Source organism: Nonomuraea sp. NPDC049758 (genome assembly GCF_040674635.1).
In the GTDB taxonomy this organism is placed as follows: Bacteria; Actinomycetota; Actinomycetes; order Streptosporangiales; family Streptosporangiaceae; genus Nonomuraea.
Window position 1 is genome coordinate 321,063 of the sequence record NZ_JBFAMZ010000009.1, and the last position, 25,902, is coordinate 346,964.

Annotated in this window: 23 protein-coding genes; 9 read left to right on the forward strand and 14 right to left on the reverse strand. The window is 73.3% G+C overall.

Annotated features, from left to right (window positions below):
• Nucleotides 1-370 precede the first annotated feature (370 nt).
• The 3 genes from AB0J46_RS25470 to AB0J46_RS25480 all read left to right on the forward strand — a co-directional run bounded on the left by AB0J46_RS25470 (nucleotide 371) and on the right by AB0J46_RS25480 (nucleotide 3,091).
• On the forward strand, nucleotides 371-1,165 hold the full coding sequence (locus AB0J46_RS25470; RefSeq protein ID WP_364336049.1) for a hypothetical protein: 795 nt from the start codon (nucleotides 371-373) through the stop codon (nucleotides 1,163-1,165).
• A 188-nt stretch (nucleotides 1,166-1,353) separates the two neighbouring features.
• The gene (locus tag AB0J46_RS25475) at nucleotides 1,354-2,166 is read left to right on the forward strand and encodes an SDR family oxidoreductase (protein ID WP_364336051.1); all 813 of its coding nucleotides are present in this window, start codon (nucleotides 1,354-1,356) and stop codon (nucleotides 2,164-2,166) included.
• 100 nt (nucleotides 2,167-2,266) lie between these two features.
• Complete coding sequence (locus tag AB0J46_RS25480) at nucleotides 2,267-3,091, forward strand: GNAT family N-acetyltransferase (protein WP_364336053.1); 825 nt, start codon at nucleotides 2,267-2,269, stop codon at nucleotides 3,089-3,091.
• On the opposite strand, the gene AB0J46_RS25485 is transcribed toward AB0J46_RS25480, so the two are convergent.
• The 11 genes from AB0J46_RS25485 to AB0J46_RS25535 all read right to left on the reverse strand — a co-directional run bounded on the left by AB0J46_RS25485 (nucleotide 3,037) and on the right by AB0J46_RS25535 (nucleotide 16,684).
• Nucleotides 3,037-3,711, reverse strand: a complete 675-nt coding sequence (locus AB0J46_RS25485; protein ID WP_352362680.1) for an ATP-binding cassette domain-containing protein — start codon at nucleotides 3,709-3,711, stop codon at nucleotides 3,037-3,039. The genes AB0J46_RS25480 and AB0J46_RS25485 overlap by 55 nt on opposite strands.
• The gene (locus tag AB0J46_RS25490; protein WP_364336055.1) at nucleotides 3,711-5,510 is read right to left on the reverse strand and encodes a dipeptide/oligopeptide/nickel ABC transporter permease/ATP-binding protein; all 1,800 of its coding nucleotides are present in this window, start codon (nucleotides 5,508-5,510) and stop codon (nucleotides 3,711-3,713) included. Before AB0J46_RS25490 ends, AB0J46_RS25485 begins: the two co-directional genes overlap by 1 nt.
• Complete coding sequence (locus AB0J46_RS25495) at nucleotides 5,510-6,439, reverse strand: ABC transporter permease (protein WP_364336057.1); 930 nt, start codon at nucleotides 6,437-6,439, stop codon at nucleotides 5,510-5,512. Before AB0J46_RS25495 ends, AB0J46_RS25490 begins: the two co-directional genes overlap by 1 nt.
• On the reverse strand, nucleotides 6,440-8,017 hold the full coding sequence (locus AB0J46_RS25500; RefSeq protein ID WP_364336059.1) for an ABC transporter substrate-binding protein: 1,578 nt from the start codon (nucleotides 8,015-8,017) through the stop codon (nucleotides 6,440-6,442).
• 96 nt (nucleotides 8,018-8,113) lie between these two features.
• Nucleotides 8,114-9,697, reverse strand: a complete 1,584-nt coding sequence (locus AB0J46_RS25505) for a helix-turn-helix domain-containing protein (protein ID WP_364336061.1) — start codon at nucleotides 9,695-9,697, stop codon at nucleotides 8,114-8,116.
• A gap of 29 nt (nucleotides 9,698-9,726) precedes the next feature.
• A complete protein-coding gene (locus AB0J46_RS25510; protein ID WP_364336063.1) occupies nucleotides 9,727-10,581 on the reverse strand; it encodes a serine hydrolase in 855 nt (284 codons plus the stop codon).
• Nucleotides 10,574-11,893 (reverse strand): serine hydrolase domain-containing protein, encoded by a 1,320-nt coding sequence (locus tag AB0J46_RS25515; RefSeq protein WP_364336065.1) that lies wholly within the window; start codon nucleotides 11,891-11,893, stop codon nucleotides 10,574-10,576. The genes AB0J46_RS25510 and AB0J46_RS25515 overlap by 8 nt, the downstream gene beginning before the upstream one ends.
• A 9-nt stretch (nucleotides 11,894-11,902) precedes the next feature.
• Complete coding sequence (locus tag AB0J46_RS25520; protein WP_364336067.1) at nucleotides 11,903-13,216, reverse strand: serine hydrolase domain-containing protein; 1,314 nt, start codon at nucleotides 13,214-13,216, stop codon at nucleotides 11,903-11,905.
• Nucleotides 13,180-15,027: a S9 family peptidase gene (locus AB0J46_RS25525; RefSeq protein ID WP_364336069.1), complete on the reverse strand. Its 1,848-nt coding sequence runs from the start codon at nucleotides 15,025-15,027 to the stop codon at nucleotides 13,180-13,182. The genes AB0J46_RS25520 and AB0J46_RS25525 overlap by 37 nt, the downstream gene beginning before the upstream one ends.
• A gap of 112 nt (nucleotides 15,028-15,139) precedes the next feature.
• Nucleotides 15,140-15,646, reverse strand: a complete 507-nt coding sequence (locus tag AB0J46_RS25530) for a pyridoxamine 5'-phosphate oxidase family protein (RefSeq protein WP_364336071.1) — start codon at nucleotides 15,644-15,646, stop codon at nucleotides 15,140-15,142.
• A 99-nt stretch (nucleotides 15,647-15,745) separates the two neighbouring features.
• Nucleotides 15,746-16,684, reverse strand: a complete 939-nt coding sequence (locus AB0J46_RS25535; protein ID WP_364336073.1) for a LysR family transcriptional regulator — start codon at nucleotides 16,682-16,684, stop codon at nucleotides 15,746-15,748.
• A 116-nt stretch (nucleotides 16,685-16,800) separates the two neighbouring features.
• Here AB0J46_RS25535 and AB0J46_RS25540 point away from each other — a divergent pair, with 116 nt between their 5' ends.
• On the forward strand, nucleotides 16,801-17,718 hold the full coding sequence (locus AB0J46_RS25540) for an NAD(P)H-binding protein (protein ID WP_364336075.1): 918 nt from the start codon (nucleotides 16,801-16,803) through the stop codon (nucleotides 17,716-17,718).
• 45 nt (nucleotides 17,719-17,763) lie between these two features.
• On the opposite strand, the gene rox is transcribed toward AB0J46_RS25540, so the two are convergent.
• Entirely contained in the window at nucleotides 17,764-19,218 is a 1,455-nt protein-coding gene (gene rox, locus AB0J46_RS25545) for a rifampin monooxygenase (protein WP_364336077.1), read from the reverse strand.
• A gap of 182 nt (nucleotides 19,219-19,400) precedes the next feature.
• Nucleotides 19,401-20,408: a WYL domain-containing protein gene (locus tag AB0J46_RS25550; RefSeq protein WP_364336079.1), complete on the reverse strand. Its 1,008-nt coding sequence runs from the start codon at nucleotides 20,406-20,408 to the stop codon at nucleotides 19,401-19,403.
• Nucleotides 20,409-20,511: 103 nt separating this feature from the next.
• On the opposite strand from AB0J46_RS25550, the gene AB0J46_RS25555 reads away from it, so the two are divergent.
• The 3 genes from AB0J46_RS25555 to AB0J46_RS25565 all read left to right on the forward strand — a co-directional run bounded on the left by AB0J46_RS25555 (nucleotide 20,512) and on the right by AB0J46_RS25565 (nucleotide 23,026).
• Complete coding sequence (locus AB0J46_RS25555) at nucleotides 20,512-20,907, forward strand: RidA family protein (protein ID WP_364336172.1); 396 nt, start codon at nucleotides 20,512-20,514, stop codon at nucleotides 20,905-20,907.
• Between the two features lie 117 nt (nucleotides 20,908-21,024).
• Complete coding sequence (locus AB0J46_RS25560) at nucleotides 21,025-22,248, forward strand: FAD-dependent monooxygenase (protein ID WP_364336081.1); 1,224 nt, start codon at nucleotides 21,025-21,027, stop codon at nucleotides 22,246-22,248.
• 43 nt (nucleotides 22,249-22,291) lie between these two features.
• Nucleotides 22,292-23,026 carry a helix-turn-helix domain-containing protein gene (locus tag AB0J46_RS25565; RefSeq protein ID WP_364336083.1) on the forward strand — a complete coding sequence of 245 codons (735 nt, stop codon included), beginning with the start codon at nucleotides 22,292-22,294 and terminating at the stop codon, nucleotides 23,024-23,026.
• 84 nt (nucleotides 23,027-23,110) lie between these two features.
• Here the strand turns inward: AB0J46_RS25565 and AB0J46_RS25570 are convergent, their stop codons facing one another.
• A complete protein-coding gene (locus tag AB0J46_RS25570) occupies nucleotides 23,111-23,710 on the reverse strand; it encodes an ABATE domain-containing protein (RefSeq protein ID WP_364336085.1) in 600 nt (199 codons plus the stop codon).
• Nucleotides 23,711-23,796: 86 nt separating this feature from the next.
• On the opposite strand from AB0J46_RS25570, the gene AB0J46_RS25575 reads away from it, so the two are divergent.
• A complete protein-coding gene (locus AB0J46_RS25575) occupies nucleotides 23,797-24,585 on the forward strand; it encodes an MBL fold metallo-hydrolase (RefSeq protein WP_364336087.1) in 789 nt (262 codons plus the stop codon).
• Nucleotides 24,586-24,645: 60 nt separating this feature from the next.
• Complete coding sequence (locus AB0J46_RS25580; protein ID WP_364336089.1) at nucleotides 24,646-25,902, forward strand: MFS transporter; 1,257 nt, start codon at nucleotides 24,646-24,648, stop codon at nucleotides 25,900-25,902.

Genomic DNA, 25,902 nt, shown 5'->3' on the forward strand with positions numbered 1-25,902 from the left:
GGTAGATCAGCGGAGGGTCGGCGCCCGCCGACCGGCGTCGGCGGGCGAGCCGCGAACTGAGGACATAGTCCGAATTGGCAATATCGCCGCGCTTAGGGAATCGGACGATGGAGACATTCCGTCCGTCGATTTCAGGACGTTTCTCGCGGCCGGCACGGCCGACGTCCCAGGAACGGCTCGCGGACGCCCTGCGAGCCCTCGTACCGGCGCTGGGCCGCGGAGCAGTCGGAGTGGATCGGGGCGGAGGACGGGAGCGCCCGGCCCTCCGCGCCCCGGCGCGGGCAGGTGACAGGAGGCACGTGGGTCGGAATGACCATGCGTTGAGCTCGCCTTTAAGGCAACTGAAAGATCGTTTCCTAACGTGGCCCGCATGAGATTCAGCCCGTTCCTGGCGGCCGTCGCCGCCGCCATGCTCCTCGCGCCCTCCCCCGCTATGGCCACGGCCAGGGCCGCGGCCCCTGCCGCCGAGGAGTCCGACCGCGAGATCGTCCTGGCTCAACTCGACTACACGACCGGGCTGTCGGTGACCTTCACCGACAGCGTCCCGTCCGACGAGGTCGGGATGGTCCAGACCGGAATGATCGGTCGCGCCCCCCTCATCGTCCGTGACGACGAGGACACCCTCCTGGAGACCTTCCTGGAGGTCACCCCGCCCGACGTCGCGGTCCCCCAGCGTCTCGTCGAGGACCACGGCGCCGATCCGCCCGCCGAACTGCAGCGGCGCAGGATCACCAGCGAGCCGGTCACGGCGGGTGGCCTGACCGCCCCGGCGAGCGCGGTCCGCTCCGGCACGGCGAGCTGCACCTGGTCGATCTTCGGCTGGACGCTCTGGCACGACGACGGCGTGCCCGGCCTGCCGGCCAAGTCGTACAGCACGTTCGACTTCGGCGGCTTCAAGCAGAAGATCGCCGAGAGCTACGTCGCCAACTGCACCCCGCCCGGCTCGACGAGCAACCTCTGGGCCCGGCACCGGGTCTACTACCGGAACGCCCTCGGCAACTTCGTGAAGCATTTCGAGGGCATCGTGCCGCCGGGGTACGCCCAGGCCGTGACGAAGAAGGGCAAGATCAAGCGGCACCGCGGGGTCTCCTACGACGACGGCTGGAACGCCGACCCGGCCTGCTTCACCTGCCTCTACTCCCGGGAGGGCCGTTTCCGCAGCTAGCAGCAAGCCCGGCGGCCGCTTCCCGCGCAGCGCGCGAGAAGCGGCCTTCCGCACGTCAGGCCCGGTCCAGCCGCTCGTGCACGGGCCGCGTCATCATGGACGGTCGCGGGACGGCAGCCGGTCGTGGTTCATCCGGCGGCTCGCGCTAATGTTCCGCGAACGGAACGCCTTCTGCGAAGAGGAGCCACATGACGTCCCAGGAAGACACGGCCGACCGGGCCGTGAGCGCGGGGTCCGCCGGTCCGGAAGGGCCCCTGGCCGGGCAGGTGGCGATCGTCACGGGCGGCTCGGCGGGGCTCGGCCGGGCCATCGCGCAGGGTCTGGCCTCCGCCGGATGCACGGTGGTGCCGGCCGGCCGGCGGTTGGCGGCGTGCCGGGAGGCGGCCGCCGAGATCACCGCCGCGACCGGCGTCGCCGCCTCGGGCATGGCCTGCGACGTCACCGACGAGCACGCGGTCCAGGCTCTCGTGCGGGACGTCGTCGCCGCGCACGGCCGCCTCGACGTGCTCGTGACCAGCGCCGGGATCCAGGCCCGCGGCGAGCTGGAAACCCTCGACGCCGCCACGCTGCGCCGCTGCCTCGACGTCAACGTCGTCGGCACCTTCCTCGCCTGCCAGGCCGCCGTGCCGGTGATGCGCGAAGCCGGGTACGGCCGCATCGTCACCCTGGCCAGCGCTCTCGGGCTCGTCGGCGCCGCGGGCCGGGCGGGCTACGCCGCCAGCAAGGGCGCGGTCGTCCAGCTCACCCGCAGCCTCGCCGTCGAGCTGGCCGGCACCGGCATCTGCGTCAACGCCCTGGCCCCCGGCCCCTTCCGCACCCCGCTGAACGAGGGCGTCGAGGACGACCCGCACGTGCGGGAGTTCCTCGACCACCAGGTCCCCATGAGGCGCTGGGCCGACCCGGGCGAACTCGTCGGCGCGGCGGTCCTGCTGGCCGGTCCGGCGGCCTCCTACCTCACCGGCGCCGTGCTGCCGGTCGACGGAGGCTGGACCGCCCACTGAAGGCGTCCGGCCGCTGTCTGATCCCACGAAGCCCCGGGTGCTCTTTGGTGTCCCGCACGATTCGGTCCCGCCGCACGGTGCCGTAGCGTCACCGTGACACTTGAGCATTCGGAGGGCCGGCACGTTGATCGCGATCAGGGAACTCCATGGGATCGCGGAGTTCGAGCAGGTCAGTGAGCTGTTCGACGGGATCTGGCACTTCGACCCGGACAGCCGGCCGATCACGGTCGAGCTGATGCGGGCGATGTCGCACGCGGGCAACTACGTGGCCGGCGCGTACGACGACGCGGGCCGCCTGGTGGGCGCCTCCGTCGGCTTCTTCGGGGCGGGCAACACGCTGCACTCCCACATCACCGGCGCGGCCGGCGGACACGGCATCGGCTTCGAGCTGAAGCTGCACCAGCGCCGCTGGGCCCTGGAGCGCGGCATCGACCGCATCACCTGGACCTACGATCCGCTGGTGCGCAGGAACGCCCACTTCAACCTGGCCAAGCTGGGCGCCCGTCCCGAGGAGTACCTGCCGAGCTTCTACGGCGTCATGACCGACGCCATCAACCAGGGCAGCGACTCCGACCGCGTGCTGGCCTCCTGGTCGTTGTCGGCGCCGCACGTGGCGGCCCTGGTACGGGGCGAGCCCGGCCGGCGGCCCCTCCCGGCGGACGCCGCGATCGTGCTGGCCGACGAGGACGGACGGCCGGTGACCCGCGACAGCGACGCCGCCACCCTGCTCGTGGCGCTGCCGGAGGACATCGAGGCGCTGCGCGTCGCCGACCCCGGAGCCGCCAAGGCGTGGCGGCTGGCCGTCCGCGAGGTCCTGGGCGGCCTGCTCGTGGAAGGCGGCGTGGTGACCGCCTTCCACGACAAGGCGTTCTACGTGGTGGAGCGGCCCAGCCTGGGCACGGCCTCCAGCAGCGACCGGGTGTAGTCGTGGGCGGGGGCGCCGACCACTTCCTCGGTCGGCCCCAGCTCCACGATGCGCCCCTGGTGCAGCACCGCGACCACGTCGGAGACGTAGCGGACCACGGCCAGGTTGTGCGAGATGAACAACATCGACAGGCCCAGCTCGTCGCGGAGCCTGCGTACGAGGTTCAGCACCGAGCCCTGGACGGACACGTCCAGGGCGCTGGTGATCTCGTCGGCGACCAGCAGGTCGGGCTCGGCGCCCAGCGCCCTGGCGATGGCCACGCGCTGACGCATGCCGCCTGACAGCTCGCGCGGATAGCGGGTGGCCACCTCGGGCGGCAGGGAGACGAGCGACAGCAGCCTCTCGACCGAGCCCTTGCCGCAGCCCTCGGCGATGGACGCCCCGACCTTCATCCGGGGGTCGAGCGAGGCGTAGGGGTCCTGGAAGACCATCTGGACGCGGCTGGCGCCGGTGATGGTGCCGGTGTGCGGCACCAGGCCGCTCACCGCCCTGGCCACCGACGACTTGCCCGATCCCGACTCGCCGACCAGCCCGACGATGGACCCGCTCGGCACCTCCAGGGTGATGTCGTCGACGGCGGTGAACGAGCCGAACCGCACCGTCAGGTTCTCGATGATCATCAGACCTCCCAGCAGGCGACCTGGTGCGCCTTGCCGTACGACGTCAAGGGGGGACGCTCGCCGGCGCAGCGGGCCTTGGCGAGCTCGCAGCGGTCGGCGAAGGCGCAGCCGTCGCCCACGTCGGAGGGGGCGGGCTGACGGCCGGGGATGCTGGCCAGCGGCAGCGACCTGTCGGTGTCCATGTCGGGCAGCGAGTCGATGAGCGCCCGCGTGTAGGGGTGCGCGGCGCCGGTGGCCAGCAGTTCGACCGGGAGTTGCTCGACGACGCGGCCGGCGTACATGACGACGACCACGTCGCACAGCTCGCCGACGACGGCGATGTCGTGGGAGATGAACAGGGCCGCCGCGCCGGTCTCGTCGGTGACCTCGCGCAGCAGCTTGAGTATCTGCCGCTGCACCGTCACGTCGAGCGCGGTGGTGGGCTCGTCGGCGATGAGCAGCCTGGGGGTGCCCATGAGGCCCATCGCGATGACGGCGCGCTGCCGCATGCCGCCGGACAGCTCGTGCGGGTGCCGGCGCGCCACCCGTTCGGGCGCGGGCAGGTGCACGTGGCCGAGCCGGTCGACGGCGCGCCGGTGGGCCTCCGCCTTGCCGGCGCCCTGGTGCACGATCGCGACCTCGGCCAGCTGGCCGCCGACCTTCAGCGCGGGATTGAGCGAGGCCATCGGGTCCTGGAAGACCATGGCGAGCGCGGTTCCGAGTTCCTTGGGCGACATCTCGGAGATCTCCTGGCCGTCCAGCGCCAGCCTGCCCGCCGTCACCACGCCCGGGTACGGCACCAGCCCGCCGATCGCGGCGGCGGTGAGGCTCTTGCCGCTGCCCGACTCCCCCACCAGCCCGGCGATCTGCCCGGGCGCGACGGTCAGCGACACCCCGCGCACCGGCGAGACGCCGCCGGGGAACGTCACCGTCAGGTCCTTGACCTCCAGCACCGCCTCGGGGTCCGGCTCGCCGGGGGCGGGCGGCGCGGCGGGCCTGGCCTCGCGCGTGTGCACGGCGGTGCGGGCGGCGGCCTTGGCCAGCGCGTCCCCCAGCAGGTTGAAGCCGATGCCGGCCAGCGCGACCGCCAGGGCGGGCCCCAGCGCCACCTCGGGCGTGACGTAGATGCGGCCGAACCCGTCGAACAGCAGCCGCCCCCAGTCGAAGGCGGGCGGCTGGACGCCGAGGCCCAGGAACGACATCCCGGCCAGGCCCAGCAGCGCGCCGCCGAGTGCCTGGGTGAGGTTGAGGATGAGCGGCTCGGCGATGTTGGGCAGCACATGCCTGGTCAGGACACGCATGCGCGGCACGCCGAGCATCCGGGCGGCCGCGACGTAGTCGGCGCCCGCGACGGTCGCGGCCAGCGTCTGGGTGAGCCGGGCGAAGCCGGGGGCGATGGCCACGCCGATGCCGAGCACCGCGCCCTTGGCCCCGAGCCCGGCGACCACCGCGGTGAACATGGCCAGCAGCAGGCCGGGGAAGGCGACGAGGGCGTTGACTGCGCCGGTGACGAAGCGGGCGCCGCGCGGCGGCAGCACCGAGGGCAGCGCGCCGAGCACGGTGCCGACGGCCGCGCCGAACAGCGTGGCCGCCAGCGCGAGCAGGAGGGAGAACCGGCCCGCGACCAGGACCCTGGCCAGCAGGTCGCGTCCCAGGTTGTCGGTGCCGAGCGGATGGGCGGCCGACGAGCCCTGCAGGATGGCGCCCGCGTCGATCTTCTCCGCCGCCGCGCCCCAGATCGGCGGCCCGACGACGGCCAGGACCACCATGAGCGTGACCAGCACGGCTCCGGCGACGGCGGCCGGGGTGCGCAAACGCATCAGTTTTCCTTGATCTTGGAGGTGGGGTCGAGCGCGCCCAGGATCAGATCGACGGCGAGGTTCACGACGAGCACGATCGCGCCGTAGACGAGGATGACGCCCTGGGCGACGGGATAGTCCTTCTGCGTGATCGACTCGACGATCTTCAGGCCGAGCCCCGGCCAGGCGAAGACGTACTCCACCAGCACGCTGCCGGCGATCAGCGAGGTGAGCAGCAGCCCGCCCACGGTGAGCGTCGCGGTCAGCGTGTTGGGCAGCACGTGCCGCAGGTGCAGGCGGGCGGCGGGCAGCCGTTTCGACCGGGCCAGCCGCACGTAGTCGGTGCCGAGCTCGCGCAGGGTCTCCACCCGGGAGATGCGGGCGATCATCGCGACCGGGCCGATCGCCAGCGCGGCCACCGGCAGGACGTACGACATCGCCCCCTCCTTTCCGGCCGGCGGGAACAGGCCCAGCCCGATCGACAGGACCGCCACCAGCGCGATGGAGTACAGGAACTCCGGGACGGCGACGGCGGTGCCGGTGACCGAGCTGAAGGTGATCTCGGTGCCCCGGTTCCTGCCGTTCTCCGTGCGGATGGCCGCCCACATGCCGAGCGGCACGGCCAGCAGCAGCGCCACCACGGTGGCCAGCAGCGCCAGGCCCAGCGTGTTGGGCAGCCGGGCGGCGATGACCTCGCCGACCGGCTCGCCCGTCAGGAACGAGGTGCCGAAGTCGCCGGTGAGGATGTGCCCGATGTAGGCGGCGAACTGCTCGGGCAGCGACTTGTCCAGCCCGAGCAGCTGCTTGCGGGCGTTGACCAGCTCGACCGGCGCGGCCGGGCCGAGCGAGGCCCGCACCGGGTCGCCGGGGATGAGATGGATCATCGCGAACGACGCCACGAGCAGCACCGCCAGCGACACGACGAAGCGCACGAGGCGCCGTACGCTCACTCAGCCTCCCTGGGTGAGGCGGATCGTCGAGGGCAGGAACAGGCCGGCCACGGTCCGGAAGGTGGCGCCCTTGGTGGCGGTCAGCGTGTTGATCTCCACCACGGGCACCAGGTCGGCGGCGTCGAACAGCGCTGACTCCGACTTCTCCCACTTGGCGCAGCCCTCGGCGCCGGTCAGCTTGGCGGCCTCGGCGACCAGTCGCTCGTACTCGGCGTTCTTCAGGTGGGCGAAGTTGGCGCCCTTGGGGGCGGCGGGGCCGGACAGGAAGCCGACCAGCTGAGAGGGCAGGGTGACGCCGATGGGCAGCCAGACGGCGTCCCAGTCCTGGGTGGCGTTGAGCGACTCCGACAGCTTGGTGTCGATGACGCCGTTGAGCTTCACATCGACGCCGATCTTCTTCCACGCCGCCGCCATGTACTCGGCGGCGGCCACGATGCCGGGGCCCCTGGTGGTGGCGTACATGAGGCGCAGGGAGAGCTTCTTGCCGTCCTTCTCCCTGATGCCGTCGGCTCCGGCCTTCCAGCCGGCCGCGTCCAGGGCGGCGGTGGCGGCCGCCGTGTCGAAGGCCGGCACGTGACCGGTGACGGTGTCGCCCTGGCACGGGCGGGGCTGCGCCACGAGCCCGGTGGCCGGCTTGCCGGTGCCGCCCGAGGCGATGCCGCCCAGTTCCTTCATGTCCAGCGCCTGGGTCAGCGCCTTGCGGACGGCGGGATCGTGGCCGGGCCTGTCCTCGCCCTGGTGGTAGAAGAACTGGCCGTTGCCCTCCGACTCGATGATCTTGCCGAGGGCGGGGTTGGCCTCCAGGCGGGTGCGGTCCGGGCCGAAGAAGGTGGCGGCGTTGAGCGAGCCGGCGATCAGCAGGTTGGCCGCCGTCTGCTCGTTCGGCACCACCTTGAGCACCAGTGTCTCGGGGATGTCCTTGGCGGTGCCGCCCTCGGGGCCCCAGGTGTACTCCCGGCGCGCCTTGAAGGTGTAGTGGTCGCCGGGGACGGCCTCGGTGAGCTGGTACGGGCCGGTCCCGGAGGTGCCGCGCGCGAGGAGCGAACGGTCCTTTACGGCCTTGCCGCAGACGATGAACAGCAGCCGTGAGCTCTCCAGGATGAAGCTGAACGGCTCGGGCGTCGACAGGGTCACGGTGCCGGCGGCCTCGTCGGCCTCGGCCTTCATCCCGGCCGGTACGAGCACCCCGTAGATGGGCGACTTGGTGGCGGGGTCGGCGATGTGGTTGACGTTCTCGGCGACATCGGACGGGGTGAGCTTGGAGCCGTCGGAGCAGGTGACGTCCTTGCGCAGGGTGAAGGTCACGCTGTCGGGCTTGACGTCCCACTTCTCGGCCAGGCCGGGGACCGTCTTGCCGTCCGCCGAGGTGGAGACCAGGGTGTCGTAGGCCACCGACAGGACCTTGTTGGTGACCGAGAGCACGCCCATGGCGGGGTCGAGCACCCCGGGGTCGGCGGTGACGGCGGCGGTGAACGTGCCGCCCGTGACAGGCTTGCCCGTGCCGCCCGCCGTACCTCCGCCGCTGCCGCACGCGGCTGCTAGCAGGGCCAACGCGGTGAGCACCGCTGTCTTCTTCATGGCGACTCCAGGAGAGCGTGGGGTGGTGACCCACATTCGTCCCTCTCGGCCCGACCTTCTTCGTCGCCCTTCACAAAAAGCGCGGACGACCTCGTGCTAGCGTCCGAAGATCCGCATCTGCAGCATCACGGTGAGTCGCGCGTCGGGGTCGGACAGGTCGAGGCCGCTGATCTCGGTGAGCCGTTTGAGCCGGTAGCGGAAGGTGTTGGCGTGCACGTGGACCTGCGCGCAGGCGGCGTTGACGTCGCCGAACGCGTCGAGATACGCCCGCAGGGTGGCCACCAGCTCGCTGCCGTGCTCGGCGTCGTGCGCCAGCAGCCGCTCGTACGGGCCGGTGGGCACCTGCTCCTCGGCGGCGACCACGTCGGAGACCTGGAGCAGCAGCGACTCGAAGTGCACGGCCGTGTAACCGGCGACCTGGCCGGCCAGACCGCGGGCGCGCAGCACGCGCAGCGCCCGGTCGGCGTCGGCGCGGGCCCGGGCGACCTGGGAGAGGTTGGCGGCCAGCCGGCCGACCCCGATGTTGGCCGCGTGCCGCGGCCCGACCCTGGCCAGGAAGGACTCGGCGACGCGCACGGCCCGCGTCTCCTCGTCGCCGCCCGAGCTCAGCGGCAGGACGGCGTAGGCGACCGAGCCGATCATCGCGGCGGCCGCCTTGGGATGGATGGCGCCGACGTGCAGCGCCAGGGCGTCGCAGAAACGTTGCCGGTCGCTCTCGCCGCGCGCCGGGTCGCCCGCGTCGCCGTCGGCGAGCTGGGCGGCGAGCACGCACAGGCGCTCGGTGGCGATGCCGAGCCGGCCCGCGGCGTCGGCCGCGTCGGAACCGCCGGCCAGGACCGTGGACAGCAGGTCGGCGCGCAGCCGCCGCTGGGTGTCGGCGCCGGCGCGCTCGCGCAGCAGCTGCAGCGCGACGATCTTGGCCGCGTCGGCCAGGGCGCGCTCGCGCTGCGGGGTGAGCGGCTCGCGCACGGCGACCCAGATGGAGCCGAGGATCTCGTCGCCGATCCGGACGGCCACGGCCGCCCGGTTGATGCTGTCGCCGTCGAGCTCGATGTAGATCGGGTCGCGGCTCTGGTAGAGCTTCTTGAAGAAGCCGCGCTCGTCGAGCATGCGCTGGAAACGCTCGGGCACCTGGCGGCCGAGCACGGTCTCGACCCGGCCGGGGTCGGCTTCGTCCTGCCTGCCGGAGAAGGCCAGGACGCGGGTCGACCGGTCCTCGATGGTGACGGGCGCGTCGAGCAACGCGCAGACGGCGTTGGCCAGCGCGAACAGATCGCCCTGCGGCCCCTTCTCCGGCATGGCCAGGTCGCCCTCGGCCAGCAGGGAGCGCAGCAGCGCGGCGACCTGCGACCAGGACGCGGCCCTGGTCAGCCCGAGCACGGCGACGCCGGTCTCCAGGACCTTGCTGCGCACCTGCTCGTCGACGTCGACCGGCAGCTTGACGACGATGCCGCTGGCCTCGCGGGCGGCGTCGAGCAGGCCGCAGATGGCGGTGGCGCCCTGCACGCCGACGGCCAGCAGCAGCCCGCCCGGCGGCACGTACAGCTCGTCGAGCGGGTCGTAGATGTGCACCCCGGTGACCTCGGTGTCGAGGTCACCGGGCGAGGCGGCCACGTCGAGGACCGTGCTGCCGAGGTCGAACAGGATCCGCTCAAGGCTGGCACGCGGACGGCTGTTCATCCGCTCACGATAGTCGACGTAGACCGTCATCAGCCGCGCAGGTGCTCGACGGCGAGACGGGCGGCCTGGCCGATGGCGGCGTCCGCGGCCGGGATGCGGAAGGCCAGGTCGTCGCCGTGCAGGAACACCGCGACGGCGTACCGGCCGCCGTCGGGGTACTCCACGACGCCCGCCTCGTTGCGCACGCCCCACAGGGTGCCGGTCTTGGCCGACACCCGCACCTCGTCCGGGAAGCCCGAGGAGAGGCGGTGCGGCCAGATCTGCCTGCTCATGATGTCGCGCACCTCCGCGCACGCCTCGGCGGTGCCCGCCTCGTCGCGCCAGACGGAAGCGAGCAGGGTGGTGATCTCGCGAGGCGTTCCCGCGGTGGTCCGTTCCGGATCGCGCACGGCCAGCGCCCTGATCCGATCCTCGGGGATGCCGGCCACGTCGATGGTGCCCAGCTCCTCGACCACGGACTCGAACAGCGTCGCGCAGCCGCCGATCAGACGGGTGCGCCTGAGCCCGAGGCCCTCCAGCGTGGCGTTGACGCGGTCGAGGCCCACCCGGCGCAGCAGCACGTCGGTGGCCGCGTTGTCGCTCATCGACATCATGAAGTGGGCCAGGTCGCGCAGCGTCAGCGACACGTCGTCGGCGCAGCCCGAGGTGCCGATGCCGCCGTCCTTGTCCGCCGCGGTGACGGTGAGCCGTTCGGTGCGGTCCACCTCGCCCGCCGCGGCCTGCCTGGCGTACTCCAGCAGGATCGGCAGCTTGAACACCGAGGCCAGGACGACCGGGGCGTCCGGGTCGAGCCCGATCTCGGCCCCGCCGTCCACGTCGCGGGCGTGCACGAAGCCGCGCACGCCCGCCGCCGCGAAGACCTTCCGCGCGTCCGGCTCAAACACGCGGGACCGCCCGGCCGTTGTGCAGGTGCGTGGCGACCCCGTCCCGCACGACGAACGTGACGGTCTCGTGCCTGCCCTCCTCGGGCTGCTCGGCGATGAAGGTGTCCTCGGCGAGGTGGACGTACCTGGCGGTGGTGCCCTGCTGGCCCATGCTGGCCATGAGCGCGCCGGGGATCAGGGTGACCTCGACGCCGCCGCCCGCCGCCGAGACCTCGTAGGCCAGCTGCGGCCCCTCGTACCGGCCGGTGTACGGCGCGGGGTCCACGGCGCGCGGCTGCTCCGGCGGGGCGGGCAGGTCGGGGGCCGCCAGCCCGCCCTCCCTGAGCAGCGGCAGCAGCAGGTCGTTCATGACGCCGATGAAGTTGCCGCCGTTGATGCTCATCGCGATCGCGTACGAGCCGTCGTCGGCCACCCGCCAGAACGTGCTCTGGCCCGGGGTCCCGCCGTCGTGGCCGTAGGCGCCCCAGGTGAACAGCTCGAAGCCGAGGCCCCAGTTGGCGGCCATCAGGCCGGGCACGCCCGGCACCGCGGTCTGCGGGGTGCGCATCGCGGCGACGCTCTCCGCCGACAGCACCCGGGTGCCGTCCTCGGCCAGGCCGTCCGCGGCGAACATGCGGCCGAACCGCACCAGCTCGCGCGGGGCCAGGCACAGGGTGGCCCCGGCGGGCGCGTTGGAGCGGGGCATCTGCCACTGGGCGTAGACGTCGTTGCCCGGCCCGATGTGCCCGGCCGCCGCGCGGAACAGCACGGCCTCCTCGGCCAGCAGCGCCGCGTGGGTGGCGCCGAGCGGCTTCAGCAGGTGCTCCCGCATGGCCTGCTCCCAGGTCGTGCCGCGCAGCCTGGCCACGATGGCGCCGAGCACGCAGTAGCCGGCGTTGCAGTACGAGAACAGCTCGCCCGGCTCGTGCACCTTGCCCGCGCCGTGCAGGTAGGCCACGAACTTGTCGAGGCTGTCGTCGCCGCGCCCGGTGTCCTCGAACAGGTCGCCGTCGAAGCCGCCGGTGTGCGTCAGCAACTGCCGGACGCTGATCACGGCGTCGTAGGACAGGGCGAACTCGGGCAGGTACGCCCCGATCTCCTCGTCCAGGTCGAGCAGGCCCTCCTCGACCAGCTGCATGATCAGCGCGGCCGTCCACACCTTGGTGGTGGAGCCGACCTGGAAGATGCTGTCGGGGGTGGTCTCCACGCCGGTGTCCCGGTTGATCACGCCCGTGGCGGCCTCGTGCAGCCGGCCGCCGGTCCACACCGCGATGGCGGCGCCGGGCACGTCGTGGGCCCTGGCCGCTTCGTCGAGGCGCTTCTGCAGATCCATGTGGTCTCCTCAGGCGATCTTGGGGGTGGCGCGGACGCCGAGGTGGAAGTAGGGAGAGCCGTCGTCGAGCTGGTAGAACACGCCCGAGACCCAGTCGGGGTCGCCCTCGCGGCGGCCGACGAAGGTGACGTCGTCGACGGCGACGAGGTCGAGGTCGAACGGCTCCTGCAGGGCGGCGAGCGCGCCCGTCGACTCGACGCGCAACCTGAGCGCGCCGTCGTGCACGCTCGCGGTCATGCGCGCGCCGACCCGCTCGTAGACGCCGGCGTACCGCTCGACGTCCACCTGCACGGGGGTCTCCGGCGGGCCGAGCACCGGCGGCACGGCCAGGCCGTCGAGCTCGGCGAACAGCTCGGTGGCCACGGCGTGGGTGAGGGCGCCGCTGTGGCCGCCGTTGGTGGTCACGCACACGACGGTGCCGGTGTCGGGCACGACCCAGAGCATGGCGTGCTGGCCGATGGTGTTGCCGCCGTGCGAGATGACGCGGTGGCCGGACCACTCGTCGAGGATCCAGCCGATGCCCCACTGCCTGCCCAGGGTGTGCGGGTTGGGGATGTCGACCTGCGGCTCCCACATCGCCCGCGGGTCGTCCAGCAGGCCGCCCCCCAGGTGGGCGCGGCCGAAGGCGACCACGTCACGCGGACGGGCGCAGATGAGGCCGGCCGGGCCGCACGAGCGCATGAGGCCCCACACCGGGGCCGCCTTGCCGTCCTCGACGTGGCCGTGCGCGGCGCGGAAGCGCAGCACGTCCTCCGGCAGCGTCCAGGTGTGGGTCAGGCCGAGCGGCTCGCAGATGTTCTCGCGCAGCACCTCGTCCCAGGTCTTGCCCTCCAGCACCTCCAGGATGCGCCCGGCGATGACGAAGCCGGAGTTGCAGTAGGACTGGGTGGCGCCGAGCGGGTGGTTCTGCGCCAGGTCGGCGCAGGCCTCGACGTACTTCTGGATGCAGTCGTCGCCGCGGCCGGTGTCGAGGAACAGGTCGCCGTCGATGCCGCTGGTGTGCGACAGCAGGTGCCGGACCGTGACGGTCTTGGTCACCTCGGCGTCGGCGACCCGGAAGCCGGGCAGCAGCTCGGCGACCGGGGTGTCCAGGGTCAGCCGGCCGCGCTCGACCTGCTGCATGAGCAGGGTCGCCGTCCAGACCTTGGAGACCGAGCCGATCTGGAACAGGGAGTCGGGGGTCGCCTCCACGCCGGTGTCGACGTTGAGCACGCCCGCGGCGAACTCGTGCAGTTCCCCGTTGTGCAGGTAGGCGAGCGCCGCGCCCGGGACCTCGTACTTCTCGATCAGTTCGGCGAGACGCTGACCCATTGATCCAGCCACGCGAGGATCCTTTCGTTGTAGTCGAAGCGGTGTGAAGGGCGTCCGTTGAGGATGAACAGGTGTGAACCACCGGGATACCGGACCAGACGGACCGGTACCCGGCGCTCGCGCAGCGCCTCGAACCACTGCTCGGCCTGGCCGATCGGGCAGCGGTCGTCCGACCCGCCGTGCAGGATCAGCGTCGGGGTGACGACGTCGCCGGCGTAGGTGAGCGGCGACTGCTCGACGAACTCGTCCCTGACCTCGTGCTTGGCCAGGAAGTAGCCGAGGTCGGCGGTGCCGAGCATGCTGCGCAGGTCGACCACGACCCCGCCGGGGACGGCCGCGGCGAAGCGCCCGGTCCTGCCGGTGAGCCAGCAGGTCATGTAGCCGCCGTAGCTGTAACCCGTGACCGCCAGCCGGGCGGGGTCTGCGACGCCCTCCTCGACCAGGACGTCGAGCGGGGTGAGGAAGTCGTCCTCGTCCGACAGGCCCCAGGCGCCGGCGGTGGCGGTGTAGAACGCCTCGCCGTACCCGTCGCTGGCCCGCGGGTTCACCAGCAGCACGGTCCAGCCCTGGGCGACGAGTGCCTGGTGGTAGAGGTGCACGCCGTCGAAGACGGGCGCCCAGGCGTTGTGCGGGCCGCCGTGGATGTCCAGCAGCAGCGGGCCCGGCTCGGTCAGTGTCTCGTCGCGCAGCACGAACGCCTCGACCGGCGTGCCGTCGGGGGCGGTGAAGGTGCGGCTGCGCGCCTGGAACAGCTCGACGCCCTCGGGGGCGTGGTCGGTGAGGGCCTCGCCGTCGAGGTAGACGTCACCGGAGCTGCGCGGCGTGGAGGCGACGTAGGCCACCCGTCCGGCGGCGACGCTGACGCCGGCCACGTTCCGGTCGGCGTCCACGATGCGCTCGGCGACGCCGCCGGGCGTCAGCCGGTACAGGTGGGTGAATCCGCGGTCGCGGACGCAGAACAGCAGGTCGTCGCCGTTCATCGTGGGCGTCGCCCCCGGGTAGCCGGGCGCGCCGATCATCACGTTGCGGTCGAGGCCGATCTCGATCTCGGCGAAGTCATCCCCTTCCAGGGCGAACAGGCGGGTGTGGCCCTCGGGCACTCCGCGGTAGCCGGCCACGACCCAGCGGCCGCCCAGCCACCAGACGCCCGCGCAGATCACGCCGTCGCCGCCCGCGCGTTCGAGCGCGCCGTCCTGCTTGGGCTCGACCAGGTAGAGGCCGCCGCAGATGTCCAGGTCGCGGTCGGGGTCCAGGCCGGCGGTGAAGGCCAGCAGGCCGCCGTCCGGGGCCCAGGCGGGCGCGCCGGCGTGGAAGTCGCCCGAGGTCACCTGCGCCGAGGCGCCGTCCTCGACGTCGACGACGAACACGTGCGTGGTCAGGCCGCACAGCAGCCCGGCGCCGTCGGCCTTGTACTCCAGCGTGTCGATGACGATCGGCGCGTTCGGGTCCACCTCGCCGGACGGCCCGGCGTAGGCGATGCGGGTGCCGTCGGGCGACCAGACGGGCACGCCGGCGCCCAGCGGCGCCGAGGTGAGGACGCGCGGCTCGCCGCCGTCCATGGGCAGCAGGTGGATCTGCGGCGGCCCGCCGGCCGGGCGCAGGAAGGCGAGGGTGCGGCCGTCGGGCGACCAGCGGGGGGCCGCGCCGGTCGCCAGCCTGCGGGGGGCGGCGCCCGGGGTGGCCAGCCAGATCTCGGTCACGTTGGCGTCGGACTCACGGTCCGCGGTCGTCAGGGTGTAGGCGACGGCGGAGCCGTCCGGACGCAGCTGTGGATCACCGGGTACGGCCAGGCCGTACAGGTCGTCGAGGGAGAGGCGGCGCATGACCGAACGCTAGGCCAGGCCGCCGCCGTCCTCTTCATCGTGGACGACGAATAGCGTCTGAGACCTTGTGCCCGGGGCCAAAGCGCCCGGGCCGCCGGATCGTGCGGGCCTTCTACCGGGTCGCGGCGCTCTCCCGCTCGGCCCGCTGCCTGACCAGCTCCTCGACCGCGCTCGGCAGCGTCGTCTCGAAGTCGATCAGCTTCACCCACGTCGGGGTGACGACGATCCGGACCATGCCGTCGTAGAGCGAGCGGACCTCGGCCTCCCACTCGACCCGCTGCTCGGCCGTCATCTCGTACGAGCCGTTCATCTGGAGGAACTCCTCCGGGATGCCGTCCACGACGTCCAGTTCTGCGCGGCCGCGGATCAGCAGGATCTTGGGCGGGTGCACCTCGGTGTCGATCGTCAGGGCGACCGTCGGGTTCGCGCGCAGGGCCGCCAGCTTGGGGGCGTTCTTCGTGGTGCACATGACGATCTCGGAACCGTTCCAGGTGAACGAGATCGGGATGTTGCGCGGCGTGCCGTCCTTGGCCACGTACGCCAGCCGGGTCAGGTCGCGGGCCAGCAGCTCCCGGCTGATCGGCCGGTCCAGGATCTCGGTGATCTCGTTCGTTCGCATGGTCGTCCCTTCAGGGTCGTCTTCGTGTTCCGCCCTGGGACGGAGCCGCCGGAGGGTTCTCGACATCCGCCGGCGAACATTTTTCCGGCCACCGGTGACCTACCCCTGACGCCCCGGACGGAGCACCCGGCGCACGGCGTCACGCAACCACCGGTGGGCCCCGTCGGCGGTGTGGCGCGGGTGCCAGGCCATGCCGATGGTCAGCGGCGGCAGCGCCAGCGGGATCTCCAGCAGGCGCAGGCCGAGCGCGCGCGCCGCGCCGCCGAGCGGCGAAGGCGGCTCCCCCGGCGGCTCGGCCGGCACCAGGCAGACGGCGTCACCGGCCGCGGCCAGCGCCATCGCCGCCAGATGTCCGGGCAGGACGGCGCTGACCCGCCGGCTGAGCCCCTGCTCGGCCAGGGCCGCGTCCAGCGGGCCGGTGAAACGTCCCCGCCGGCTGACCGCCACGTGCTCGGCGGCGGCCAGGTCGGCGGGGGTCAGGGGCCGCCCGGCGAGCGGGTGCCCGTCCCGCACCCCGGCCGCCATCCGCAGCGTGACCAGCTCCTCGACCCGGGTCTCCGGGTCGACGTGGTCGATCGCCCCGACCTCCAGGTCGACCCGGCCCTCACGCAGCGCGGGGCCCGCCTCCCACTCCTCGGCCAGCACCCGCAGCGAGACGCCCGGCGCCCCGCGCCGGGCCAGGTCGAGCAGGCCCGGCGCCAGCGCCGCGCCGACCAGGTCCGACGCCTGGACGGTGAAGGTGCGCCGCATCGCGGCCGGATCGACCCCGCCGCTCGGGGTGAGCAGCGCCGTCAGGCTGCGCACCACCGCGGCGGCCTCGTCCCGCAGCGCCTCGGCGCGGGGCGTGGGCACCATCGCCTGCCCCGCCCGCACCAGCAGCGGGTCCTGCAGCACCCGGCGCAGCCGGGCCAGGGTGCGGCTCATCGCCGCGGGCGACGTGCCCAGCCGGGCGGCGGCACGGGTGACGCTCTGCTCGGTCAGCAGGGCGTCGAGGGCGACGGCGAGGTTGGCGTCGAGGTTCGCGGCTGTGCTGGTCAACGGTGTCATTCCAGTTCCGGCAAGGATCGCATGCTGAAGTTCCCATTGTGGCAATACAGGGCGGATCTCCACGATGAAAGCGCTGTACCGATCCGACACGAACCGCGAGGTTTTTCATGATTGTCATCACCGCCCCCACCGGGAACATCGGCCGGCGGCTGCTGTCCCTGCTGGTCGAAACCGCGCCCGCCCGTGGAGAGGAGCTGCGCGTCGTGGTCCGCGACCCCGCCCGGCTCCCCGAGGCCGTCCGCGGGCGGGTCGAGGTGGTCGCCGGCTCGCACGGCGACGCCGCGACCGTCGAGCGCGCCTTCGCCGGGGCCGACGCCGTCTTCTGGCTGGTGCCGCCGGACGCCTCGGTCACGCCCGAGGAGGGGTTCAGCGGCTTCACCCGACCGGCCGCGCGGGCGTTCGCCGCCTGCGGCGTCGGCCATGTCGTCGGCGTCTCGGCGCTCGGCCGCGGCACCCCGCAGGCCGCCCGGGCCGGGCTGGTCACCGCCTCCCTGGCCATGGACGACCTGATCGCCGCCTCCGGCGTCGCCTACCGCGCCCTGGCCTGCCCGTCCTTCTACGAGAACCTGCTGGAGGAGGCCGGCTCGATCCGCGCGGACGGCGCCTTCACCGACACCGCCGCCGCCGACCGCCCGGCCCCGATGGTGGCCGTCGCCGACATCGCCGCGACGGCGGCCGGGCTGCTGCTGGACCGCTCCTGGACCGGCGTCGGCAGCGTTCCGGTGCTCGGCCCCCAGGACCTGTCGCCCGACGACCTGGCCCGCATCATGACCGAGGAGCTGGGGCGCCCGGTCCGCTACCGGCGTCAGCCGCTCGGCGAACTGCGGTCCGCCCTGCTCGGCCACGGCCTCGACGAGACGTTCGTCGAGGCCGTGGTCGCCATGAAGCGGGCCAAGGACGAGGGCCTGGACGCGGGCGTCCACCGCGCGCCGCAGGCTACGCCGGCCACCGGGTTCGCTCAGTGGTGCGCGCACACGCTCAGGCCCGCCGTCCTCGGCACGCCGGAGGCAGCCGATGCCCACTGACCGGACCGAACCCGCCGGGCGGCCTCCCTCGTCACCTGACCCCGGTCAGGCGGGGCCGCCGAACCAGCGGGACAGGTGGCCGTCCAGGTCCCGCTGGTCGTCGCCGGCCCAGGCGACGTGGCCGTCCGGACGCAGCAGGACGCACGGGACGTCGAGGGCCGCGGTGGGATCCGCGAGGTGGTCGACCCGGTCCGACCAGCCGCCGGGGGTCAGGCGTTCGGTGCGGTCCAGCAGCAGGCCGCGGCCGCGGCGCAGCAGGTCGTAGAGGCGGCCCTGTTTCACGTCGATGTCGCGCAGGCGGCGGCCGACCAGGTCGGGGCCCTCGCCGAAGTCGTAGCGGACGCCGATCGCGGTGATCTTCTCGATCAGGTGGCGGTTCACCTCGTCGAAGTCCATCAACTCGGTGAGCAGCCTGCGCACGGCCCGCGGGCCCGGTTCGGCGGACAGCAGCTCCGCCTGGGCGCGGGTGTTGTCCAGCACGTCGGCCGCGACCGGTCGGCGTTCGGCCTCGTAGGTGTCCAGGAGCGGGTCCGGCGCCCAGCCGCGGAGCTGCGCGGCCAGCTTCCAGCCCAGGTTGACGGCGTCCTGAACGCCCAGGTTCAGGCCCTGTCCGCCGATGGGCGGGTGGATGTGCGCCGCGTCGCCGGCCAGCAGCACCCGCCCGGCCCGGTACCGCTCGGCCAGGCGGGTGGCGTCCCCGAAACGGGACAACCAGCGCGGGGAGTGCACGCCGAAGTCGGTTCCGGCGACGGCGCGCAGCTGCCGCCGGAAGTCGTCGATGGTGGGCGGTTCCGCACGGTCGCCGGCCTCGGCCGCGGGCACGACGACGCTGTAGATCCCCTGGCCGAAGGGCCGGAGCCAGAACGGCTGGGGCTTCTCGCGCATCCCGGCCACCGTGGCGGCGATCTCCTCCTGCGGTACGCCCGCCTCCATCTCGCCCATCAGCGTCCCGTTCCGCGAGGGTTCGCCCGGGAAGCCGACACCGAGCAGTTTGCGCACCGTGCTGCGCCCGCCGTCGCAGCCGACGAGGTAGCGGGCGCGCACCCGTTCCCCGCCGGCCAGCTCGACGGTCACGCCCTCGTCGTCCTGGTCGAGACCGGTCACCTCGTGACCGCGCCGGACGTGCGCGCCCAGGTCGAGCGCGTGCTCTTCGAGCAGCCGCTCGATGACCGGCTGCGGGATGCCCACCATGTAGGCGTGCGCGGAATCCAGGCTCTTGGGCGCGGGCTTGTCGATGGCGGCGAAGAAACCGGCGGCCGGACGCCGTCGTCCGTGCTGGAGCACGCGCTCCAGCAGGCCGCGCATCGCCATCAGTTCGAGGCTGCGAATGTGCAGACCGACGATGCGGACGAACGACTTGGGCTCGGTCTCCTTCTCCAGGACGAGGACCCGTACGTCGTGCAGCCGCAGTTCGGCGGCGAGCATCGCGCCGGTCGGCCCGCACCCGGCGATGACCACGTCGTAGGCGAGGGGCGCTGCGGTGGGCTGCGGAGAATGCATGGTTGTTGCCTTTCGGGAGTGCCTGCTGGCGCGGCGCTCCCGGCGACACCTGCCTCAGTCGCCGACCGTGACCCCCAAGGGGAGCACCCATGTCGTTGCTGTGTCCACGGGTACCACCTCCTCGATCTCTCGCACGGCCACCGGCAAACTAGCAGCGGCCGCCGCGGCCCGCCAACAGGTTTTCACGCAGGCTCCTCGCGGCAGGCGGCCGGTTCCCGGGACGGCGCCCGGTAGCGGGTGGCGAGCGCGGTCGCGCGGGTGTGCAGGGAGTCGCGCAACCACTGCGGGGACAGGGCCTCGGCGTCCGTGCCGAGCTGCCACAACGCCCAGACGGCGTGCCTGTCGTCCTGGAACGTCACCTCCAGCCGCAGCAGGCCGTCGGCGTCGGCCTCCTCGGCGAGGACGGCCAGCGCGGTGCCCAGCAGCTCCTCCCGCCGCCTCGGGGCCATCCGCACCAGCACGGTGACCTGGTCGCCGCCGCTGCGGAACCGGGTGCTGCGCTCCTGCCAGGCCCGGTCCAGGTCGACCCGGTCGGGCCGCTGCGCGGGTTCGGGAAGCGCCCTGGCGGCCTGGACGCGCGACAGCCGGTAGGTGCGGTCGGCCCCGGACCTCGTGGCCAGCAGGTAGCCCCGGTCGCGGATGGTGACCAGGCCGATCGGGTCGACCGTCCGCCACTCAGGCGCCCCGCCGAAGGGCGCGTAGTGGATCTCCAGCTTGCGTCCGGCGAAGACCGCGCGCAGGACCTCGGCCGCCACGTCGTCGGGCACCTCCTCGGCGGCCAGCCGGCGCGACAGCAGGTCGGTCTCCGGGTCGATGAGCAGCCGCTCGGCCGCGCCGGCCGCGGTGTCCCGGTAGCTGTCGGGGAGCGCGTCGACCACCTTGAGCATCGCCGAGGCGAGCGCCGAGCCGAGGCCGAACGCCTGCGCGCCGCGCCGCGACCCGGCGACCAGCAGGGCGAGCGCCTCGTCGGGGTTGAGGCCGGTGAGCTCGGTCCGGAAGCCGGGCAGCAACGCGAACCCGCCGTGCCGGCCGCGTTCGGCATAGACCGGGACGCCCGCCGCGGACAGCGCCTCGATGTCGCGCAGCACCGTGCGGGTGGAAACCTCCAGCTCGCGGGCGAGGGTGGTCGCCGACAGCCGTCCGTGCTGCCGCAGCAGCAGCACCAGGGAGACCAGCCGGTCGGCACGCATGCGAAAACCCTATCGAGATACACGACACAGGATGTCGTGATTCGTTGGGAGGCTGATCACCATGACGTCGAAGAACGTGACATCGAACGGAGCTGACATGACACTGGAACGTACGGCGATCAACCCGGTCACCTGGTCGGTCGAGATGGGGTTCAACCAGGGCGAGCTGGTCTCCGGGCAGACCCGCACCCTGTACTGCTCGGGGCAGACCGCGATGGGCGACGACGGCACGCCCCGGCATGACGGTGACCTGGCGGCGCAGCTGGCGTTGAGCCTCGACAACCTGGAGGCCGTCCTCGGGAAGGCCGGCATGTCGTTGACGGACCTCGTCCGGCTCAACGTCTACACCACGGACGTGGATCTGCTCTTCCAGCACTACGGCGTGCTGGCGGCGCGGCTGGGGGCCGCCGGGGCGGCGCCGGCCACCACGATGCTCGGCGTGACGCGGCTGGCGATCCCCACCTTGATGGTCGAGCTGGAGGGCACCGCGGTCGCCTGACGCGCCCGCGCCGCGCTCCTCCGCCTCCCAGGCATGCTCGTGCGAACTGACCAACAGAACCAATTTGGTCAGTTCGTTCGCTAGCATGCTCATGGAAGCTCATGAAAGGAGTGCGCCATGACGAATGCGGGCAGGACGACCGGCCGGGCGCTGGTGGTCGGGCTGGGGATCGCCGGCATCGCCACCGCGTTGCGGCTGCGCCAGATCGGCTGGGAGCCGGTGGTGGTGGAACGGGCGCCCGCCCGCCGCTCCGGCGGTTACTTCATCATGCTGTTCGGCGCCGGCATCGCCTCGGCCGGGCGGCTGGGCGTGCTGGAGGCCATCGGCGACCGCAGCGGCCCCCATGTCGCCAGCTACGAGGTGGACCGGGCGGGGCGCCGGCGTCCCGGGATGAACCCGTCCCTCCTCCCCGGCGGGCCCCGGCCGCTGCTGCGCGGCGACGTGGAGCGCGGCCTGTTCGCGGCGCTGCCGGACGACGTGGAGATCCGCTACTCCACCGTCCCCGCCCGCATCACCCAGGACGACGCGGCGGCGGAGGTGACGCTGCGCGACACCGCGTCCGGCGCCACCGTGACCGAGCGCTTCGACCTGGTGATCGGCACGGACGGCCTGCGCTCGACGGTTCGCCGGCTCGTCTTCGGCCCCGACGAGGAGTACCTGCACCCGATGGGTTACATGGTCGGCGCCACCGTGCTCGACGGCCCGGTCGACGGCTTCGGCCTGCACGAGGGGCTGGTCCTGGCCGAGCCGGGCCGCTCGGTGTGGGCCTTCCCGTTCGCCGACCACGCCCCGAGCGTGCTGTTCTCCTACCGCACCGCCGACGCCGACGCCGAGTTCCGCCGCCCGCCGGTCGCCTCCATCCGCGCCGCCTTCGGCCCCGAACCCACCGGCCCCCTGCTGGAGGGGCTGCTGACCCGCTACGAGCAGGCCCCCGACGCGCTGTTCGACTCGGTGCAGCAGGTCAGGATGCCGCGCTGGCGCCGTGGCCGGGTCGTCCTGGTCGGCGACGCCGCCTGGTGCGTCACCCTGTACGCGGGCATGGGCGCCTCCAGCGGCATGGCCGGCGGCGAGCTGCTGGGCACCATGGTGCAACGCCACCCCGGCGACCTGCCCGGGGCGTTGCGGGCCTGGGAGGCGCGGATGCGGCCGTTCGTCCACCTGCAGCAGGAGAGCGCGCTGCCCGGACGGCGCATCTTCACCCCGCACGACCGTAAGGAGCAGTTGCTGAGAGCTGGGATGATGCGCCTGATGCGGATGCCGGGCGTCGGCAGGGCCATGGGCAGGAGAATGCTCAACAACAAGGACATGCGGGCCAAGAACCTCGACGTCGCCGCCCTCTGACGCAGAACCGAACATCCTGCCCCACGACCCGGAGGACAGCGCAGTGAGCCGCCTGATCGAACACCACTCGCACAAGGCCGCCCGCATTCTGGACAGCGCGCGCGAGCTGGTGGCCGACCACGGCGTGCGGAAGGTCACCGTCAGCGAGATCGCCGCGGCGGCCGGGGTCGGCAAGGGCACCGTCTACCTGTACTGGCCCACCAAGGAGGACCTCGTCCTCGGCCTGTTCGCCCGGGAACTGCTGGCCTTCCTGGAGGCGGTCATCGCCCGCATCACCGCCGACCCCGCCGCCGTGCTGCCGCGCCACCTGGCTCCGCTGCTGATCCGCACCGGGTTGAGCTCCCCGCTGGCCCGCCGCCTCGCCACCAAGGACGCCGACCTGGTGCGGCTGCTCACCGAGCAGACGGGCGACCGCGACCTGTTCGACCGCACCCGGCCCAGCGCGATGTGCCAGGCGGTCATGCCGGTCCTGCGCCGGCACGGGCTGCTCCGCCCGGACCGCCCGCTGGCCGACCAGTCCTACGCCATGCACGCCCTGCTCACCGGCTTCGGCACCGCCATGTCCGTCCCGGACTCCGCACCGCCCAGCGCCGGCGACCCCGCGGACGTCCTCGCCGACGCCGTGGCCCTGCTCCTCGAACCGGCGGTCGTCCCCGCAGGCGAGGCCGTCACCGCGGCCGCCGACGACACCGCCGCCGCCTTCCGCGAGACGAGGAACGCCGTCCTGGACATCATCGACCGCACCCAGACCGCCGACAACGCCCCCGGCCGGCGGTAGCGGGGGCGTTGGGTCGTGGCGGCAACGCCGACTCCTGGATGAGCACCGGGCCACTGCGCCGTGGTGTCCCAGGGCGCGGGACGGTCAGCCGGGAGCGGGCTGGGTGCGGCGGGCGTAGGCGCGGGCGGCGCGGGCGCGGTCGCCGCACCGCGTGGAGCACCAGTGGCGGCGGCCGTGCCGCAGCAGGAAACGGTTGCAGGGCGGAGATCCGCAGCCGGTGAGGCGTTCGGCGTCGGGGCCGGTGAGCAGGTCGGCCGTGTTGGCGGCCAGGGTGGCGAGGGCGCGGTCGAGGATCTCGTTGGTGGGGCACGGCGTCGCGCGGTAGGGGCCGTTCTTCTCGTCCCAGTACAGCAGGGCGGCGGTGGGGGCCTTGCTCAGCGCGTCGTTGACGGCGGACAGAGCGGTGGGCAGGACGGGCAGCCCCGCGACCCGCGCGCTGAACAACGCCCTGACGTGCTCGCGCAGCGAGCGCAGCTGCGTCGCGCACATCTCCTGCACCCCGGCGTCGGCCGGCGCGAGGCCGCGTTCGGTGAGCCAGCGATTCGTCGCCGCCGGGGTGCCGAGGAGGTCGATGAACTGCCCTCCGGGCAGCGCGATGGCGCTGTTGACGAAGTCGAGGGCGAGGTGGTCCTCCGCCCCCGGCGCGGGCGGCAGCACGGACTCGGCGGTCGGCGTCTCGCTCATATGTCTCATGGTACGGCTTGCGCTCGTCCGTGAGACACCGTTACCGTCATCACGGATAAACCACTTCCCATCCGTGAGGAATTCGCATGGCTACTTTCGGCGCGCCCATCGAGCAGATCCCCGTCCGCGTCCTGGGCGGTCCCACCGCCCTGTTCGAGTACGGCGGCCTGCGCTTCCTGACCGACCCGACCTTCGACGCCCCCGGCGACTACCACGTGCCGGGCGGCCGGCTGACCAAGACGGCTCCCCCGTCCGCCGCGCCCGCCGACCTCGGCCGCATCGACGTGGTCCTGCTCTCCCACGACGAGCACCCCGACAACCTGGACCACGCGGGCCGCGCGCTGCTGGCCGACGTCCCGCTCACGCTCACCACACCTGGGGGCGGGCAGCGCCTGGGCGGCACGGCCAGGGGTCTGGCGGACTGGGAGTCGATCGAGCTGGACCGCCGCGACGGCGGCCCGATCACCGTCACCGGCGTGCCCGCCGTGCACGGCCCCGGCCCCCGCGAGGAGGTCGAACCGATCACCGGCCAGGTCGTCGGGTTCGTCCTGACCGGGGAGGGCCTGCCCACTGTCTACGTCAGCGGCGACAACGCCTCGCTGGACGCGGTCCGGCAGATCGCCGACCGGTTCGGCCCGGTGGACACCGCCGTGCTCTTCGCCGGTGGGCCCCGGTTCTCCGTCCTGTTCGACGGGCGGCTGATCGTGCTCGACAGCGCGCAGGCCGTGGAGGCGGCCGGGATCCTCGGCGCCCGCCGCGTGGTGCCCGTGCACTACGACAGCTGGGCCCACTTCACCGAGGGTCGCGACGACCTGGTGGCCGCCTTCACCGCCGGCGGCCTGCTCGACCGCCTGGACCTGGGCGACCGAGCCTGACCCCGTCTGCGGGCCCGGGCCACGCCGTCTATGCAACCCCCTCTTCGAAAGAGCTCTCTCGTGACGACCAACGTGCCCGTCCGGGCAGACGACGTCCCGCGCGTCGAGGCGCAGCGCCGCTCCCTGATCGTCCTGGTCATCGCCCAGGTCCTCAGCGGCGTCGGGCTCGCGGCCGGCGTGACCGTCGGCGCCCTGCTCGCCCAGGACATGCTCGGCTCCACCGGCCTGGCCGGGCTGCCCAGCGCCGTGGGCACCGCCGGCTCCGCCCTGGCGGCCGTCGCCGTCGGGCGCCTGTCCCAGGCCCGCGGCCGCCGCCCCGGCCTCGCCCTGGGGTATCTCGCCGGCGCCGTCGGCAGCGGCGGCGTCATCGTCGCCGCCGTGGCCGGCCACCCCGGCCTGCTGTTCCTCTCCCTCTTCCTGTACGGCGCCGGCACCGCCACGAACCTCCAGGCCCGCTACGCCGGAGCCGACCTGGCCGCGCCCGCAGGCCGGGCGGGCGCGGTGTCCACCGTGCTGGTCGCCACCACCCTGGGCGGCGTGGCAGGGCCCAACCTCGCCGCGCCCACCGGCAGCCTCGCGGCCGCCCTCGGCATCCCGTACCTGGCCGGGCCGTTCCTGCTCGCCGGTGCCGCCTACGGGCTGGCCGCCCTGGTCCTGGCCGTCTGGCTGCGCCCCGACCCGCTCCTGCTGGCCCGCGCACTCGAAGCCGGGCCCGCGGCCGCGCCGGACGACGCCGCCGGCCGGCCGCGTCCGGACGCCGCGCGGCGCCGCCCCGGCGTGCCGGCCGGTGCGCTGGTCATGGTGCTCACCCAGGTCGTCATGGTCGCGATCATGACCATGACGCCGGTCCACATGCACGACAGCGGCTCCGGCGCCGCCGCGTCCGGGCTGGTCATCGCGATCCACATCGGCGCGATGTACCTGCCCTCGCCGCTGACCGGCCGGCTCGTGGACCGCCACGGCCCGCTCGCGGTCGCCGCCGCCTCGGGGCTGGTGCTGCTGGCCGCCGGAACGCTCGCCGCCGTCGCCCCCGACGACTCCGTCGCCGCGTACGCGGTGGCTCTCGCGCTGCTGGGGCTGGGCTGGAACCTCGGCCTCGTCACCGGCACCGCGATCATCACCGACGCCGTCCCGCTGGCCACCCGGGCCAGGACGCACGGCTGGGTCGACGTCTCCATCGCGATCGCCGGCGCCGCCGGCGGCATGGCCTCGGGCCTCGTCGTCGCCGTCGCCGGTTACCCGCTCCTGGCCGTCGGCGGCGGCGTTCTGGCGCTGGCCATCGTGCCGGTGGCCGTCAAGGCCGCGCGCGACCGGTGA

Bases quoted from the DNA above. Each gene is read 5' to 3' on its own strand.
- AB0J46_RS25470 (WP_364336049.1), top strand. From the start codon at position 371: ATGAGATTCAGCCCGTTCCTGGCGGCCGTCGCCGCCGCCATGCTCCTC.
- AB0J46_RS25475 (WP_364336051.1), top strand. From the start codon at position 1,354: ATGACGTCCCAGGAAGACACGGCCGACCGGGCCGTGAGCGCGGGGTCC.
- AB0J46_RS25485 (WP_352362680.1), bottom strand. From the start codon at position 3,711: ATGATCATCGAGAACCTGACGGTGCGGTTCGGCTCGTTCACCGCCGTC.
- AB0J46_RS25490 (WP_364336055.1), bottom strand. From the start codon at position 5,510: ATGCGTTTGCGCACCCCGGCCGCCGTCGCCGGAGCCGTGCTGGTCACG.
- AB0J46_RS25500 (WP_364336059.1), bottom strand. From the start codon at position 8,017: ATGAAGAAGACAGCGGTGCTCACCGCGTTGGCCCTGCTAGCAGCCGCG.
- AB0J46_RS25505 (WP_364336061.1), bottom strand. From the start codon at position 9,697: ATGAACAGCCGTCCGCGTGCCAGCCTTGAGCGGATCCTGTTCGACCTC.
- AB0J46_RS25515 (WP_364336065.1), bottom strand. From the start codon at position 11,893: ATGGATCTGCAGAAGCGCCTCGACGAAGCGGCCAGGGCCCACGACGTG.
- AB0J46_RS25525 (WP_364336069.1), bottom strand. From the start codon at position 15,027: ATGCGCCGCCTCTCCCTCGACGACCTGTACGGCCTGGCCGTACCCGGT.
- AB0J46_RS25530 (WP_364336071.1), bottom strand. From the start codon at position 15,646: ATGCGAACGAACGAGATCACCGAGATCCTGGACCGGCCGATCAGCCGG.
- AB0J46_RS25540 (WP_364336075.1), top strand. From the start codon at position 16,801: ATGATTGTCATCACCGCCCCCACCGGGAACATCGGCCGGCGGCTGCTG.
- rox (WP_364336077.1), bottom strand. From the start codon at position 19,218: ATGCATTCTCCGCAGCCCACCGCAGCGCCCCTCGCCTACGACGTGGTC.
- AB0J46_RS25550 (WP_364336079.1), bottom strand. From the start codon at position 20,408: ATGCGTGCCGACCGGCTGGTCTCCCTGGTGCTGCTGCTGCGGCAGCAC.
- AB0J46_RS25560 (WP_364336081.1), top strand. From the start codon at position 21,025: ATGACGAATGCGGGCAGGACGACCGGCCGGGCGCTGGTGGTCGGGCTG.
- AB0J46_RS25570 (WP_364336085.1), bottom strand. From the start codon at position 23,710: ATGAGCGAGACGCCGACCGCCGAGTCCGTGCTGCCGCCCGCGCCGGGG.
- AB0J46_RS25575 (WP_364336087.1), top strand. From the start codon at position 23,797: ATGGCTACTTTCGGCGCGCCCATCGAGCAGATCCCCGTCCGCGTCCTG.